15 protein-coding genes are annotated in these 14,513 nt (G+C 73.9%); 4 read left to right on the top strand and 11 right to left on the bottom strand.

The annotated features are described in order from the left end of the window. Positions 1-281 precede the first annotated feature (281 nt). From GFJ45_RS11850 to GFJ45_RS11840, 3 genes are all read left to right on the top strand, one after another. The gene (locus GFJ45_RS11850; RefSeq protein WP_153397466.1) at positions 282-1,214 is read left to right on the top strand and encodes an ABC transporter ATP-binding protein; all 933 of its coding nucleotides are present in this window, start codon (positions 282-284) and stop codon (positions 1,212-1,214) included. Then, positions 1,211-2,866: an ABC transporter permease gene (locus GFJ45_RS11845; RefSeq protein WP_153397464.1), complete on the top strand. Its 1,656-nt coding sequence runs from the start codon at positions 1,211-1,213 to the stop codon at positions 2,864-2,866. The genes GFJ45_RS11850 and GFJ45_RS11845 overlap by 4 nt, the downstream gene beginning before the upstream one ends. Positions 2,867-2,932: 66 nt before the next feature. Continuing rightward, on the top strand, positions 2,933-3,424 hold the full coding sequence (locus tag GFJ45_RS11840) for a GyrI-like domain-containing protein (RefSeq protein ID WP_153397462.1): 492 nt from the start codon (positions 2,933-2,935) through the stop codon (positions 3,422-3,424). A gap of 15 nt (positions 3,425-3,439) precedes the next feature. Here GFJ45_RS11840 and GFJ45_RS11835 read toward each other — a convergent pair whose 3' ends face one another. The 5 genes from GFJ45_RS11835 to GFJ45_RS11815 form a co-directional block, all read right to left on the bottom strand. Further along, positions 3,440-4,474, bottom strand: coding sequence for an LLM class flavin-dependent oxidoreductase (locus GFJ45_RS11835; protein WP_153397460.1), 1,035 nt, complete (start codon positions 4,472-4,474; stop codon positions 3,440-3,442). A 299-nt stretch (positions 4,475-4,773) separates the two neighbouring features. Further along, positions 4,774-5,697 carry an NADP-dependent oxidoreductase gene (locus tag GFJ45_RS11830; protein WP_153397458.1) on the bottom strand — a complete coding sequence of 308 codons (924 nt, stop codon included), beginning with the start codon at positions 5,695-5,697 and terminating at the stop codon, positions 4,774-4,776. A gap of 54 nt (positions 5,698-5,751) precedes the next feature. Next, a complete protein-coding gene (locus GFJ45_RS11825; protein WP_153397456.1) occupies positions 5,752-6,948 on the bottom strand; it encodes an ATP-grasp domain-containing protein in 1,197 nt (398 codons plus the stop codon). 70 nt (positions 6,949-7,018) lie between these two features. Continuing rightward, positions 7,019-7,402 carry an ACT domain-containing protein gene (locus GFJ45_RS11820; RefSeq protein WP_153397454.1) on the bottom strand — a complete coding sequence of 128 codons (384 nt, stop codon included), beginning with the start codon at positions 7,400-7,402 and terminating at the stop codon, positions 7,019-7,021. A gap of 1 nt (position 7,403) precedes the next feature. Then, the gene (locus tag GFJ45_RS11815; RefSeq protein ID WP_153397452.1) at positions 7,404-7,880 is read right to left on the bottom strand and encodes an OsmC family protein; all 477 of its coding nucleotides are present in this window, start codon (positions 7,878-7,880) and stop codon (positions 7,404-7,406) included. Positions 7,881-7,944: 64 nt separating this feature from the next. Between GFJ45_RS11815 and GFJ45_RS11810 the strand changes: the two genes are divergently transcribed. After that, positions 7,945-8,616: an ArsR/SmtB family transcription factor gene (locus GFJ45_RS11810; RefSeq protein WP_228386925.1), complete on the top strand. Its 672-nt coding sequence runs from the start codon at positions 7,945-7,947 to the stop codon at positions 8,614-8,616. Between the two features lie 37 nt (positions 8,617-8,653). Here the strand turns inward: GFJ45_RS11810 and GFJ45_RS11805 are convergent, their stop codons facing one another. The 6 genes from GFJ45_RS11805 to GFJ45_RS11780 all read right to left on the bottom strand — a co-directional run. Then, positions 8,654-9,271, bottom strand: a complete 618-nt coding sequence (locus tag GFJ45_RS11805; RefSeq protein WP_153397448.1) for a hypothetical protein — start codon at positions 9,269-9,271, stop codon at positions 8,654-8,656. Positions 9,272-9,552: 281 nt separating this feature from the next. Beyond that, positions 9,553-10,137 (bottom strand): DUF6318 family protein, encoded by a 585-nt coding sequence (locus GFJ45_RS11800; RefSeq protein ID WP_194288639.1) that lies wholly within the window; start codon positions 10,135-10,137, stop codon positions 9,553-9,555. A gap of 212 nt (positions 10,138-10,349) precedes the next feature. Beyond that, on the bottom strand, positions 10,350-11,963 hold the full coding sequence (locus GFJ45_RS11795; protein ID WP_194288638.1) for a hypothetical protein: 1,614 nt from the start codon (positions 11,961-11,963) through the stop codon (positions 10,350-10,352). Positions 11,964-11,971: 8 nt separating this feature from the next. Continuing rightward, positions 11,972-12,667, bottom strand: a complete 696-nt coding sequence (locus GFJ45_RS11790; RefSeq protein ID WP_153397442.1) for an RraA family protein — start codon at positions 12,665-12,667, stop codon at positions 11,972-11,974. A 147-nt stretch (positions 12,668-12,814) separates the two neighbouring features. Then, positions 12,815-13,399 carry an ADP-ribosylglycohydrolase family protein gene (locus GFJ45_RS11785; RefSeq protein ID WP_194288637.1) on the bottom strand — a complete coding sequence of 195 codons (585 nt, stop codon included), beginning with the start codon at positions 13,397-13,399 and terminating at the stop codon, positions 12,815-12,817. A gap of 1 nt (position 13,400) precedes the next feature. Continuing rightward, positions 13,401-14,513: 3-oxoacyl-ACP reductase (locus GFJ45_RS11780; RefSeq protein WP_153397438.1), on the bottom strand; the 1,113-nt coding region annotated here is incomplete at its 5' end.

Genomic DNA, 14,513 nt, shown 5'->3' with positions numbered 1-14,513 from the left:
CCCGCCGGCCGGCCCGGCGGCGCGCGGCGGCCCTCACCACCCGGGACCTGCCGGGCCTGGTGTTCGTCGTCGTGGTCGCCGGTGCCGTCACGCTGGGCGGGATCGACGGCGTGCAGAGCCTGGTGCAGCCGGTGCTGGAGGTGCTCTTCCGCCCGCCGTCCTCGCCCTGACCCGCGCTGCCCGGGTAGTTGCCCTGAACGGTCGTTTAGTCCTATCCTGACTGAACAGTCGTTCAGCATCTTGCTGGGCGCTGAGTCACCGTCACGGAGGGTGAGGAAGAGATGAGCGGGAGCGCACCAGTGATCTCCGCATCGGGCCTGGTCAAGACGTTCGGCAAGACCCGCGCGCTGGACGGGCTGGATCTCGAGGTCGCCCAGGGCGAGGTGCACGGCTACCTGGGTCCCAACGGTGCCGGCAAGTCCACCACGATGCGGGTGCTGCTGGGCATGCTCCGCCCCGACGAGGGCCGGGTCCGGATGCTCGGCGGTGACCCGTGGGCGGACGCCGTCGCGCTGCACGCTCGGCTGGCCTACGTGCCCGGTGACGTGGAGCTGTGGCCCAACCTCACCGGCGGGGAGGCGATCGACCTGCTGGCGCGGCTGCGCGGCCACTTCGACCGCGCCCGCCGGGACGAGCTGTGCGAGCGGTTCCAGCTGGACCCGACCAAGAAGGCCCGCACCTACTCCAAGGGCAACCGGCAGAAGGTGGCGCTGATCTCGGCGCTGGCCTCCGACGTCGAGCTGCTGCTGCTGGACGAGCCGACCGCCGGGCTGGACCCGCTCATGGAGGTGGTGTTCCAGCAGGCCATCCGGGAGGCCAAGGAGGCCGGCCGCACGGTGCTGCTGTCCAGCCACATCCTGGCCCAGGTGGAGGTGCTCGCCGACCGGATCTCCATCGTCCGGCAGGGCACGGTCGTCGAGACCGGCAGCCTGCGCGACCTGCGGCACATGACCCGCACCACGGTCATCGCCGACCTGGGCCGACCGGCCGACGGGCTGGGCCGGCTGGCCGGCGTGCACGAGCTGACCACCGACGAGGACGGGCAGGTCCGGTTCCAGGTGGACGGCGACCACGTCGACGAGGTCGTCCGCGCGCTGGCCCCGCTAGGTGTGCGCGCCCTGGTGGCGCACCCGCCGACGCTGGAGCAGCTGCTGATGCGCCACTACGGCGACGCCGTCGAGCCGCGGGACGAGCCGGTGGAGGTGGCGCGATGAGCGCGACCGTCGCCACCACGGTTCCCCGGCGCAGCCGGCACGCCCACGGCCGGTCGGCCACGCTGGCCGGCACCGGCACGCTGGTGCGGTTCATGCTGCGCCGGGACCGGATCAAGCTGCCCGCCTGGGTCGGCGGCATGGGGTTGTACGTCGTCTACATCGGCGCCGCGCTGCCGGTGCTGGCCCCGACGGAGGAGGACCTCGCGGCGGTCACGCCCATGCTCGAGCAGCCGGTCGGGCGCATGTTCACCGGGCCGGCCTACGGGATGGACTCGCCCACCTACGAGACGTTCTTCGCCGGCGGCTACGCCCCCTACCTGTTCCTCATCGCGGCGCTGATGAGCATCATGCTCGTCACCCGCCACCTGCGGGTGGAGGAGCAGACCGGGCGGGCCGAGCTGGTGCGCGCCAACGTCACCGGCCGGCACGCCCCGCTGACCGCCGCGCTGGTCGTCGCGCTGATCACCAACGCGGTCGCGGCCGTCGTGGTCTCGGTGCTCGCGATGGCCTACGGGTTCGGGGCCGAGGGTTCCTGGCTGGTGGGCGTCGGCACCGGGACGACCGGGCTGGCGTTCGCCGGTGTCGCCGCGGTGACCGTGCAGCTGGCCGAGCACTCTCGCTCCGCGGCCGGCATGGCCGGGGCGGTCCTGGCCGGCGCCTACGTGCTGCGGGCCCTCGGTGACATGGCCGCCGTCGGCGGCAGCGCGCTCTCCTGGGTCTCACCGCTGGGCTGGCCCGCGCAGACCGCCCCCTACGTGCTCGACCGGTGGTGGCCGCTGCTGCTGCACCTCGCGCTGGCTGTGGCCGGCGCGGTAGCGGCGTACGCGCTGCAGGCGCGGCGCGACCTGGGTGCGGGGCTGTTGTCGGCTCGGCCGGGAGCCCCCTACGCCCGTCCCGCGCTGGGCACCCCTCTCGGGCTGGCGGCCCGGCTGCAGCGCGGCGCGGTGATCGGCTGGGGCGTCGGCATCCTGGCGATCGGCGCGGTCGACGGGGCGTTCACCGACGTGATGGCCGACTCGGTCGAGTCGATGCCGGCGGCCGTGCAGGAGATGTTCGGCATGGAGGCGCTGGTCAACGGCTACCTGGCCTTCCTGGCGGTGTTCACCGGCTACCTGACCGCGGCGTACGTGGTGTTCGCCGTGCAGGGGCTGCGGTCGGAGGAGGGCAGCGGCCGCGCCGAGGCGGTGCTGGCGACCTCCACCAGCCGGACCGCCTGGGTCGGGTCGCACCTGCTGGTCATCGCGGCCGGGGCCGCGCTCATCTCGGTCGTCACCGGCCTGGGCACCGGGCTGGCGGTCGCCACGGTGATGGACGACTGGGCACTGCTGGGCGAGGTGCTGTGGGCGCACCTGAACCTGCTGCCGGCGGTGCTGGTGGTGCTCGGCCTGTGCGCCGTGCTGTTCGGGTGGGCCCCGCCGCTGCTGGCGCCGGTCGGCTGGGCCGTGGTCGGGCTGATGATCTTCGTCGGCAACTTCGGCGAGCTGCTCGACCTCCCGGACTGGATCGCGTCGCTGTCACCGCTGAGCCACCCGGCGCAGATCCCCGCCGAGGAGTTCGCCGCCGGGCCGCTGGTGGTGCTGGCCGCGCTGGCGGTGGTCGGTGTGGCTCTCGGGCTGCTCGGCTTCCGCCGCCGGGAGGTCCAGGCCCGCTGAGTTCCGGAGCCGAGCGGGGTCTGTCACCGGTAGCGGCCACCCTGGCCGTGGCGAAGGGAGACGACAATGGACACCAGCGCGACCGACGGCGGCGCCACCACCCCGCGGCTGGTCACAACCGAGACCGTCCCGACCGCGGTGGTCCGCGGCGACGCCGTGCCGATGACGGAGCTGACCGGCTTCTACGACCGGTCCTTCGGCCAGGTGAGCGAGGCGATCGAGTCGCAGGGGCTGCGGCGGACGACGGCCGGGTTGGGCCGCTACTTCGGCCAGCCGACCGACACCGTGGACCTGGAGGTGGGCTTCGGCACCGAGCCCGGGGTGAGCGCCACCGGCGACGTCGTGGCCAGCACACTGCCGGGTGGTCGGGCGGCACAAGTCACCCACGTCGGCGGCTACGAGGGGCTGGGCGAGAGCTGGCAGCGGCTCTACGCGTGGATCGACAGCCAGGGGCTGGCCCCGGCCGGCTGGATGTGGGAGGAGTACGTCACCATGCCCACGCCCGACACCGACCCCGCCACGATCCGGACCGTGCTCACCTGGCCGCTGGCCGACTGAGTCGGCGGCCAGGAGTCACTCGCCGGGCATCCCCCACGCCTGGGCGAGCAGCTCGAACGAGCGCCGCCGCATCGCCGGGTCGTAGGTGTAGGTGGTGACGATCAGCTCGTCCAGCGCGTATGCGTCGACGAACGCCTGCATCCTCGCCACGACCTGCTCCTGGGTGCCGACCGCGCTCACCGCGTGGTGCTCGGCGGTCAGCGCCAGCAGCTCCTCGGGCACCACAGCGCGGATGTCGTCGACCGGCGGGTCCAGCGGGCCGGGGCGGCCGCTGCGGATCCGGGCGGCCATCTGCCGGGCCGTGGTGAACAGGTACTCGGCCTCGACGTCGGTCGGGGCGACCAGCACGTTGATGCCGGCCATGACGGTGGGCCGGTCCACCTGGGCGGTGGGCACGTCGGCCCGGAACCGGTCCCGGTAGATCGCGATCGCCTCCCGGATCTGCTGCGGCGCGAAGTGGCTGGCGAAGCTGAACGGCAGCCCGAGCGCGGCCGCGACCTGCGCCCCGCCGGTGGAGGAGCCCAGCATCCACAGCGGCACCCGGGTGCCCTCGCCGGGGATGGCGCGGACCCGGCGGCCCTGGTCGGGCTCGCCGAGGTAGTCGACCAGGTCGAGCACGTCCTGGGCGAACCGGTCCAGCTGGCCGTCGCCGCGCTGCAGGGCGGCCGCGGTCATCGGGTCGGTGCCGGGTGCGCGGCCGAGCCCCAGGTCGAACCGGTCACCGTGGAGGGTGGCCAGCGTGCCGTAGTACTCGGCGACCATGAGCGGGGCGTGGTTGGGCAGCATGACGCCGCCGGAGCCGAGCCGAATGCGCGAGGTGTGCTCGGCGAAGTGGCCCAGGATCAGCGAGGTGGCCGAGGACATGAACGCCTCGGTGTTGTGGTGCTCGGCCACCCAGAGCCGCTCGTAGCCGAGCCGGTCGACCAGCCGCGCGAGCTCGGTGCTCTCCCGCAGCGCGTCGGCCTGGGTCATCCCCTGCGAGCGGGGCACCAGCTCCAGGACCGACAGCGGGACGCGGGCTTGCTGGGACGCGGACGACGTGGTGGTCATGTCATCGCCAACACCGCCGGTAGCGGCCGGACTTCCCGGCTATGGCGCGCGCCACACGCCGGTACTGGGGGCAGGGTGCTCAGCAGGGTGGTTGACCCTCGTCGGCTCGCCGACCAGCACCATCCCGGCGGGGAACTGGCCTTGACGACCCCGCGCACCCGCTCGCCGGCCGCTACCGGCTGCTCCCACGTCTCGTCCCGCGGGTTGGGTGCGTGGCCGCGGGTACCCTTCCCGCGGCACGGCCGGCTTCCCGCGGGGCTGCTCGAAACCCGCGCGGGAGCGGGCCGGCCCGGCCGGGCTCAGACGGTGACGATGATCTTGCCGGCGGGGTGGCCGGTCTCGGACTCCCGGTGCGCCTCGGCGATCTGCTCCAGCGGGTAGCGGCTGCCGACGTCCACCCGCAGCTTCCCCTCGTCGGCGAGCGAGGCGAGGGCGTCCAGGTGCTGGCGCTCGGGCCGCACGAAGACGTACCGGCCGCCGAGCCCCAGCACCGTCTGCGGGTCGATGACCGAGGTGATGCGGGCGGGGTCGCGCACCTGGTTCGGGGCGTCCTCCAGGGCGTCGCCGCCGATGAGGTCCAGCACCGCGTCGACGGGGGAGGACAGCTGCTCGCTGACCGGGCCGGCGTGGTAGTCGATCACCTCGCTGGCCCCGAGCGCGCGCACGTCGTCGTGGTTGTCGGGGCTGGCGGTGCCAATGACGGTGGCCCCGAGGGCGGCGGCGATCTGGACGGCGAACCGGCCCACCCCACCGGAGGCGGCGTGCACGAGCACCCGGTCACCGGACTGCACCCGCATCGCCTCGACGAGGGACTGGTAGGCGGTCAGGCCGGCGAGCGGCAGGCCGGCGGCCTCCTCCATCGACAGGGACCGCGGCTTGCGGGTGACCGTGCGCTCGGGCGCGGGCACCAGCTCGGCCGCCGTGCCCCAGCAGACGTCGTCGCGGCGGACGTACCCGTAGACCTCGTCGCCTTCGCGCAGCCCGGTGACCACGGCCGGGCCGACCGCCTCCACCACGCCGGCGACGTCCCAGCCCGGGATGATCGGCAGGTGGTGGGGGTAGGCGCCCTGCAGGTAGCCCTGCCGGACCTTCCAGTCGACCGGGTTCACGCTGCTGGCCCGGGCGCGCACCAGGACCGTGTCCGGCCCGACCGGCGGGTCCTCGTGCTCGCGGACGTCCAGGACGTCCGCCTCGCCGTACTGCTCGTAGACCGCTGCGCGCACGTGTCCTCCTGGGGGGGGGGGTGGGGGTGCTTCCGCCTGCCAGGCTAGGACGGTTCAGGCGGCTGCGCGCGGCGCCAGCTCGGCCTCCGCGGCCGGCACGACGTCCGCGGCCGTTCCCTCGCCACGCAGCCGCTCGCGGACCAGTTGCCACGTCGGTCCGACGTCGCGCGCGTCCCACACGCTGTGGCGGGCGCCGCGGCCCCAGCGCAGCGTGTCCACCAGGTCGGCCGCCAGGCCGCCACGGCGCTCGATGCGGGCCCGGCGCAGGTCGCCGGCCCACCAGGCGTAGCGGCGGCCGGGCTCGCCGTCGGGCAGCGCCGGGACCGGCTCGCCCAGTACCTGACGGGCCCAGGCGTCCACCAAACCGGGCCGGGCGTCCTCGGCCAGCGAGAGCGACCCGTAGAACCGGCCGTTGAGGTCGATCAGGTGCGGCACGCCGTCGTCGTCGGTGAGGAACTGCAGCTCGACCAGCCCTTCCCAGCCGATGCGTGCCAGCAGCGCCTCGGCACCGGTGGCGAGCACGTCGTCGACGGGGACGGTCTCGGCCCGCGCGGACATCCCGTTGGGCGTGGGCCACAGCCGGGGCGTCCGCTGCTGCACCCGGCCGTGCAGCCGGCCGTCGCGGAAGAGCCCGATCAGCGCGCCGAGGTGGCCGTGCACGGGCTGCTGCAGCACGGGCTCGCCGCCGGCGGCGGTGATCCGGGCGACCCGGCCGCGGGCGGCGGCTGCGCTGGGGAACAGCCGGGCGTCGAGCCGGTGCGGCCGGGTCTGCCCGGGCGACCAGTGCGCCCGGCACTTGACCACGACTGGTCCCTCCCAGCCGACCAGCGCACGACAGCTGGCGGGCACGGTGCGCGGGCTGGCGAGCCCCGCCAGTCCGGCCTGCTGCCCGAGCGCCACCTTGTCCAGCGCGGTCCGCACCACCGGGTAGGGCGGGTGCGCCACCGGGACGGGCACCTGGTCGCGGTAGGCGGCCAGCGCCGCCATCCAGTCGTCGCCGCCGCCGAACACCACGTCGTAGCGGCCCGCGCGCACCGCCTCGACGACACCGGCGACGAACGCGCTGCCGTCGCGCCGTGGCTTGGGGACCACATGCGTCGCGGAGACGGCGTTGGAGGCGGCGAGCATGCCGCTACCGTCCGGGGTGCCCACCCCGACCTGCCAGCCGGCGCGGGCCAGTGCTCGGACCCCTGCGAGCGCCCCCCGGTCCCGGCCGGTGCTGACCACGAGAACGCGTCGTCGGTCGCCCATGTCCAGCGAAGGTACCGGCGACGACGGGTCCGGTTGCGGACGTCGGTGCTGGTCGGCGGGTCGGGTGCGCTCACCACCCGGCGGCGACACTCCGTGCCGTGGCCAGGTCCTCCTCTCCGACCACGAGCACCAGGCGGTGGTCGTGGTCGCTGTACTGGGTGTGGATGCTGACCCCGGCCTCGGCCATCCATCGTGCGAGCGCGCCGAGCTGTCCGGGCACCCCCTGCTGCAGGCGGAGGGTGACGACGTCGTGCACCCCGGCGACGTGCAGCCCCGCCGACTCCAGCGCTGCCCGGGCCGCGGGTCCGTCGGCGACGAGGAAGTGGGCGAGTCCGACGCCGGCGTGGCTGAACACCCCGCCGCCCTCGAGGCTGACGCCCGCGGCGCCCAGCGCCTCGCCCAGCTCGGCCAGTGCCCCCGGTCGGTCGGGGAGGTGGACCTCGACGTCGTGCACCTCAGCCCTCCCGGCCGTCGTCGGCCGCCGTTTCGATGCTCGGGTCGATCTCGATCCTCGAGTTGAGCGAGTTGGCGATGAAGCAGTTGCGGTGGCCCTCCTCGACCAGCTCCCGCACCTGCTCGTGGTCGGTGCCGGCTGCCACGCCGATTCGGGGGCGCAGCCTGATCTCGGTGATGCTCATCGGACCCCGGGTCACCGGCATCGTGCCGAGGGCCTGGTCCTCGTAGGACAACACGTCCACCCCGGCGCGGGCGGCCGCGCCGAGGAAGGACAGCAGCTGGCAGCTGCTGGCGGCCAGCACCAGCAGCTGCTCGGGGTTGAGCCGGTCGGGGTCGCCGCGGAAGTGGGGGTCGGCGGTGACCTCCAGCTCGATGCCGGGGTCCACGACGGCGCGGTGGGTGCGGCTGAAGTGGCGGATGCCGGCGCCGGTCGAACCGGCCCAGCTGATGGTGGTGCGGTAGGTGTGGTCGCGCATGTCACGAGTGTGGCCGCGGGACGGTTCGGTGCCCACCGAAACGGCTCGCCGGGATACTGGGGCGGTGGGCGACACCGACCTCGCGGCACTCGGGCGGCTGCTGGCCGACTCGAGCCGGGCGACGATGTGCACGGTCATGCTGGACGGGCGGTTCCACACCGCCGGGGAGTTGGCGCGTGCTGCCGAGGTCGCGCCGTCGACGGCGAGTGAGCACCTGACACGGCTGGTGAGCGGGGGCCTGGTGGAGGGCGACCGGCAGGGGAGACACCGCTACTACCGGCTGGCGGGTGCGGACGTCGCGGCCGCGCTGGAGTCGCTGGCGCTGGTGGCGCCCGAGCGGGCGGTGACCGGGCTGCGATCCTCGTCGGCGAGCGCGGCGCTGCGGCGAGGCCGGACCTGTTACGACCACCTGGCGGGGGAGCTGGGAGTGCGCCTGACGGACGCCCTGATCCGGCGCAACGTCATCACCGACGAGTTCGCGCTCGCGGACGCCGCCCCGTTGCGGGAGCTGGGCGTTGCCGTCCCAGCGCCCGCGGACGGTGCATCCCGCCGCCCGCTGGTGCGTGGTTGTGTGGACTGGACCGAGCGGCGGCACCATGCCGCCGGGGTGGTGCCGGCGGCGCTGGCCACACGGCTGTTCGACCTTGGCTGGGTGGCACGGGTCGGCAGCGGCCGCGCAGTGCGGCTCACCGGCGCTGGTGAGGCCGGCCTGGTGGGCGCGCTCGGAAGCCTGTGATCCACACCTCGCAGAGGTGGCTAGCTGGGGCCTCGGTCTAGTCACCGTAGAGCCGGTTGCGGCTGGTGACCACGGTGATCTCGGTGGCCGGTCCCTCGATCTCGACGGTGCCGGGGATGGTCATCCAGTCATCACCGTCGACGCTCACCTCGCCGCCGTAGACGACAGTGACTGAGGGTGCGATCTCCCCAGTGCTCTCGTAGGCGTGCGTGATGTCGCCGTCCGGGAAGCCGCCGCCTTGGGACGTCGTCGGTCCTGCCGAGTCCCCGTCGCCGAAGTGGTAGGTCGCCTCGTTGAAGACCGGGCGGATGCGCACCTGATGGCCGGCGAGTTCGGTGGCATCGACCTCGCCGGGTTCGAAGCCGTCCTCGGGCCAGACCAGCTCGAAGTAGGCGGGCAGGTTCACGGCGACGGTCTGGCCGGGGGGTTCGATGATGAGCTGCGGGAGTGCGAAGTCGGTGCGGTGGAACTGCTCGAGGATCATTGCGTCGGTCAGTTCCTCGGTGTCGCCGGACTGCGCTGGCACCGAAGGTGTGTGGCAGGTCGGGCCGACGCGTTCCCAGTCACTCAGCGGTCCGTCGGAGTCGACGACGCGTCGGTAGATGATCGAGTACGGCCCTTCGCTGTCGGGCACGTTCTCCTCGCAGAACGTCACGGCGTGCGCGCAGAGCACGTCCTCGGGGTTGCCAGGGGTGTTGCCAGGGCAGTCGATGACAGCGGAGTACTGGTACCACGCGGTGGGATTCGACGGTGACGACCCCGCCGGTAGGTTACTCGCAAGGGCGCCAACCTCGCCCCTGGTCAAGCCGACGTCTACGCCCCCGCCCTCAGCGGTGCACTTATCAATCTCGATGATCGGGCAGGGCGCGGGAGCCGGGGGTGCAAGGGGCACGAGAAGCCCGTGGAGCATCACCATGGCGAAGAGGACTGAAACGTTCACGACTCGTCGAGAAGTATCTCGGTGACTTTCCAACTGCCGTCGTGCTGGAGCCGGAAGACGAGCTCGACTTCCTTGGCGTCCTGGCTGGGCCTCACAACCTCACCCGACTCGTTGATCACCGCTGGGCCTAGTTGTCGGATCCTGATGCTCGATCTAGCGGTGGAGTCTCGAAGAGTCGTTACCGCATTCACGGGTTCGGCGATGGGCCCTTCAGTTCGGTGGCCCTGCTCCGCAAGTGCGGTGACGGAGTCATTAAAGTTTGCACACGTCTTGCAGTCGGGCTCAGCTAACTCATCGAGTGCAGGTGTCGACGGGTCTTGGCTGGCTGCATTGAGCACATCGATGTAGTGGCGAGCGAAGGCCTCGGCACCCTCCTCCGTGTTCTCCTCCGCCTCTTCCGGCATCTCCGGGATCGCCGCGCCCTCGTCGGTAGGGGAGGAGGTCGTCTCGCTCGCCTCTGTGGTGACTGACTCGTCATCCGGCGCCGCCGTTGGGGCCGCCGTAGGAGTCGCCGTCAAGGCATCTTCGGGCTCCGGCGGGTCGGCCGGCTGTTCGTCCCCACCGCAGGCGGAGAGCAGCACTCCGCAGGTAACCAGGACTGGTACGGCGGCGCGCACTGGACTTCCCCTCCCGGTCGAGGTCGACGGCCGCGGCCCGCCTCTCCGGCAGGCCGGATCCCTCACAGTCTCACCTCAGTGTCAGCCTGTGCGGTTGTCCACAGGCAAAACTGTGCCAAGTCGGAGGTCTGTACGCCAGCCCCCCAGCGACCCGGACCGCTACCGGCCGGCGCGGCTCAGGGCACCACCTGCTGTGCGGTCTCCAGGTCCGGGCCGATGCCCAGCAGCACGTCCTCACCCTCGCAGGCCAGCACCGCGTCCTGGTGCGCGCCGTCGAACCGGGTCGTGGTCGCGTCGGGGGACTCCTGCTCGGCGTCGGGGAAGGCGGCGGCGTACCACTCGTTCACGGTGTCGCACAGTGGCGTCTGCCCGCCCTGGTCGAGCAGCGAGAGACCGACGGCGGTGTCGTCACCAGCGGTCCACAGGCCCAGCTGCCCGCCGCCCCAGGCGCGCGCCCGGGTCTCGGCGTCCGCGAGGGCCCGCTCGGCGTCGCCACCGGGTGCCTCGAGCAGCCACAGCAGCGGCGCTGCGCCAAACGTGGTCGCGTGCGCCTCCTCATACCCCTCGGGCGCCGTCAGCTCGGCAGGCTCACCGACCAGACCGGGGTGGTCGGTCCACAGCACCTCGGCGGAGGTCTGCGGCGGGGCGTCGTACTCCTCGTCGACGGCGGGCCACTCGCCGTCCTGCCACTGGTGGCACACGTAGTCCATGCCCGCCATGTAGGGGAACATCAGTTCCGCGCCGAGGTAGGGCGGCAGCGCGTCCAGCTGCTCCTGGGCGGCCATCATCGACGGGTCGCCGGCCATGGTGAGCTGGTCGACGAGGGAGAGGCTGCCCATCGTCCAGTGGCTCATCAGCAGCGTGGCGTCGCCCTCGACGAGCGCGAGCGCCCCCAGCGCCGCGTCCTCGTCGGTGGCGTACTGCTCATCGGCCAGGTCGGGCAGCCCCAGCGCCTGGTCGGTAAGGGCGTGGTTCAGCTCGTGCGCGAGGGTGACCTGGTCGGCCGGGGCGATCTCGCCGCTGGGCATGCCGACGACCAGCTCGCCGCTCTCGGGGTCGTAGAAGCCGGCCACCTGCTCCTCGTAGAGGCTCTGCCGCAGCTGCTGCATGTCGGTGCCCCGCGGGACCGCACCAAGCGCCACCAGCTGGCGCCGCTCCAGGTCGGCGTCCTCCGCGCTGTAGTCCTCGGCCAGCACCTCCTGCAGCCGCTGCCGCATCGCCTGCTGGTCCAGGAACTCCACCTCCGGCGGCTCGCTCCACTCCAGCCCGCGCAGCTCGGCCACCTCGCCGGCCACCTGCTCCACGAGCGCCTCGGGGTCCGGCTGCTGGCCGCTACCGCCGCCGTCCTCCGCGTTGGGGTCCCCGCCGCCGAAGAGGTCGCCCAGCCCCTGGCCGTCCTCGCCGAGGAACTCCTCCATCAGCCCCTCGAGGTCACCCTCGCCGAGCATCCCCTCCAGGCCACCGCCCTCGGGCGTCAGGCAGGCCGCACCCGGCGTCCCGGCGGCGCCGCCCATCAGCCCGTCCAGCAGGCCGCCCAGGTCCCCGAGGTCGCCCAGACCACCCTGGCCGCCGTCGGAGGGAGCGTCCGGGCCGCCGCCCTCCTCGATGCGCTGCTCCAGCTCCTCGACGCGGGTGGAGAGCTCGTCGGCCCGGGCCTCGGCCGCCTCGGCGCGCTGCTCGGCCTCCTCAGCCTGGCGGTACTGCACGACCGCGACGCCGGTCGCGCCGACCAGCGCCAGGCTGGCGACACCGGCGACGCCGGCCAGGACGGGGGTGCTCCACCGCGGCATCCCTGGATTCACCTCGGCAGGTCGTAGCCGTGCCGGGCGATCAGCTGGTCGAGCCCGGTCGCCTCGACCATGCTCTGGCCGCGCTCCATCGCGCCGTGCCAGGCCGACTCCTTCTCGGCGACGGCGCCGGTGAGCTTGAGGACCTCGGTGACGTGTTCCTCCGGGACCACGACGACGCCGCTGGAGTCGGCGCGCACCACGTCGCCGGGCTGCACCGGGACCCCGCCCACGCTGACCGGCACGTTGATCGCCCCGGGTCCGGTGTTGCTCGCGGTGGCCGGGTGGGTGCCGCGCGCGAAGACCGGCATCCCGGCCGCCTCGATCCCCTCCAGGTCGCGCACCGCCCCGTCGACGATGATGCCGCGGCAGCCGCGCCGGGCCAGCTCGCGGGCGACGAAGTCACCCAGCAGCGCCGCGTCCTCCCGGCCGCCGCCGTCGACCACCAGCACGTCGCCCTCGCCGACGTAGTCGGTCGCCTTGAGCGCGTACATGATGTCGCCGGGCCGCACCCACACCGTCACCGCGGTGCCGCACACCTCGGTCGCGCTCGACAGCGCCCGCACCGGGGGAGCGAGGACGCCCACCGGGCCGCCGCAGTCGGCCAGCTGCGTCGTCGGGTAGCCGCCCACGCGCTCCACCTGGTCGGCCGGGGTGCGGATGATGTCGGTGACGATGCTTCCCTGGTGGGGGTGCTGCTTGCTCACGGCGGGCCCTCCTCGCGACGGTGCCGGCCGGCCCCTGCCAGGCCACCGGCCCTGTCCCGCCATTGTGCCCTGCCGGGTTCTCCTCCCCGGCGCGGGTGGCGGCTCGTGCCGAGGCGGTAGCGGCCAGGGCCGCCGGTGCACCGCGGTTCACCCGAGGGTGGTGCTGGCCAGCGCTGCGCCCAGCCCACGGATCCGGTCGGCGGCCTCCAGGCGGCCCACCATGTCGTCGGGGAGCGCGGCGGCCCCGGCGCGGGCTCCGGCGAGGGCGCCGGCCATGGTGGCGATGGTGTCGGTGTCCCCGCCCATCCGCACCGCGAAGCTGATGGCGGCCACGGGGTCGGCCGGGTGGTGCAGGAACGCCGCCAGCGCCGCGGGCACCGCCTCGGCCGCGGTGATGCCGGTGCTGGTCACCGCCGCGACCCGGACCGGGTCGTCGAGGGCGAGGGTGTCGGCGACCGCTTGGACCGCCTCGCGCATCCGCACCGAGCGCAGCTGGACGGCGACGTCGCCGAGCAGCGCTGCAGCCCAGGCGGGTTCTGCGGCACCCGGCCGCTGCGGCGGAGTCGCCGCCGGCTCGCGCAGGCACCGGTGGGTGGCCACGGCGATCGCGGCCGCCCCGTCGAGGCCCTGCTGGTGGGTGTGGGTGACCCGGGCCGCGCGCCGGGCCAGCCGGGCCAGCAACGGCCCGGTCGCCGGCGGGGAGGCCAGCAGCTCGACGTCGAGGTCGGTCACCTCAGGCTCCCAGCTGGCTCTGCCCGCACACCCGGACCACCTGGCCGGTGACCGCGGCGGTGCCGGGATCGGTCAGGTAGCCGATGGTCTCGGCGACGTCGACCGGCCGGCCGCCCTGCTGCAGGCTGTTGAACCGGCGGCCGAACTCGCGGGTCGCCAGCGGGATCCGGTCGGTCATCTCCGTCTCGATGAAGCCGGGCGCCACCGCGTTGACGGTGATGTGGCGGCCCTGGGGCTGCTCCCGCAGCAGGCCCGCCAGGCCGCGCACGGTGCCGATGACGGCGGCCTTGCTGGCGGCGTAGTTGCTCTGGCCCCGGTTGCCGGCGATGCCGCTGGTCGAGGCCACGCCCACGATGCGGCCGCCGTCGGCCAGGCCGCCGGGCAGCCCGTGCTCCAGCAGCATCTCGGTGATCCGCATCGGGGCGAGGGCGTTGACCTCCAGCACGCTCCCCCAGCGGTCCTCGTCGGTGTTGACGAGGAGCTTGTCCCGGGTGATACCGGCGTTGTGCACCATCGCGTGGATGCGGGCGTCGCTGCCGTGGCGACCGGCCACGTGCTCGGCGATGCGGGCCCCCGCTTCCGGGACGGTGACGTCGAGCTGCAGCGCGGTGCCGCCGATCTCGTTGGCGACCGCGGTCAGCGCCTGCCCGGCCGCGGGCACGTCGACGAGGACGACCTCGGCCCCGTCGCGGGCGAGCGTGCGCGCGATGTCGGCACCGATCCCGCGGGCGGCGCCGGTGACGACCGCCACCCGGCCGCGCAGCGGTGTCGCCCCGGCGCCGACGTGGGTCACCGCGGGGGCAGCGGCCTCGGCCAGCTCTCCGGTGACCGGCCCGACTCGCCAGGGCTGGCCGGAGACGTAGGCCGACCGTCCCTCGAGCAGGAACGCAAGCGTGGAGGCGAGCAGCGGCGGTGTGGTGCCCGCACCGACCCGGACCAGGTTGGCCGTCGCGCCGAAGCGCAGCTCCTTGCCGACGCTGCGCACGATGCCCTCCAGCGCCTGCTGGGCGGCGGCGCGTTCGACGTCCTCACCCAGCAGCCGCAGCGGTCGCTCCCCGCTCGCCCGGGCGGCGGGCGGGCCGCTGCCCGGGCCGTCGCCGGTGTCGGCGCCCAG

Source organism: Ornithinicoccus halotolerans (assembly GCF_009602535.1).
GTDB lineage: Bacteria > Actinomycetota > Actinomycetes > Actinomycetales > Dermatophilaceae > Ornithinicoccus > Ornithinicoccus halotolerans.
The sequence above is the reverse complement of the archived record's forward strand: the minus strand, read 5'-3'. Positions and strand labels throughout refer to the sequence as shown.

What these genes read in the sequence shown, in the direction of transcription:
- GFJ45_RS11850 (WP_153397466.1), top strand. Translation starts at nt 282, where the DNA reads ATGAGCGGGAGCGCACCAGTGATCTCCGCATCGGGCCTGGTCAAGACG.
- GFJ45_RS11845 (WP_153397464.1), top strand. Translation starts at nt 1,211, where the DNA reads ATGAGCGCGACCGTCGCCACCACGGTTCCCCGGCGCAGCCGGCACGCC.
- GFJ45_RS11840 (WP_153397462.1), top strand. Translation starts at nt 2,933, where the DNA reads ATGGACACCAGCGCGACCGACGGCGGCGCCACCACCCCGCGGCTGGTC.
- GFJ45_RS11835 (WP_153397460.1), bottom strand. Translation starts at nt 4,474, where the DNA reads ATGACCACCACGTCGTCCGCGTCCCAGCAAGCCCGCGTCCCGCTGTCG.
- GFJ45_RS11825 (WP_153397456.1), bottom strand. Translation starts at nt 6,948, where the DNA reads ATGGGCGACCGACGACGCGTTCTCGTGGTCAGCACCGGCCGGGACCGG.
- GFJ45_RS11815 (WP_153397452.1), bottom strand. Translation starts at nt 7,880, where the DNA reads ATGCGCGACCACACCTACCGCACCACCATCAGCTGGGCCGGTTCGACC.
- GFJ45_RS11795 (WP_194288638.1), bottom strand. Translation starts at nt 11,963, where the DNA reads ATGCCGCGGTGGAGCACCCCCGTCCTGGCCGGCGTCGCCGGTGTCGCC.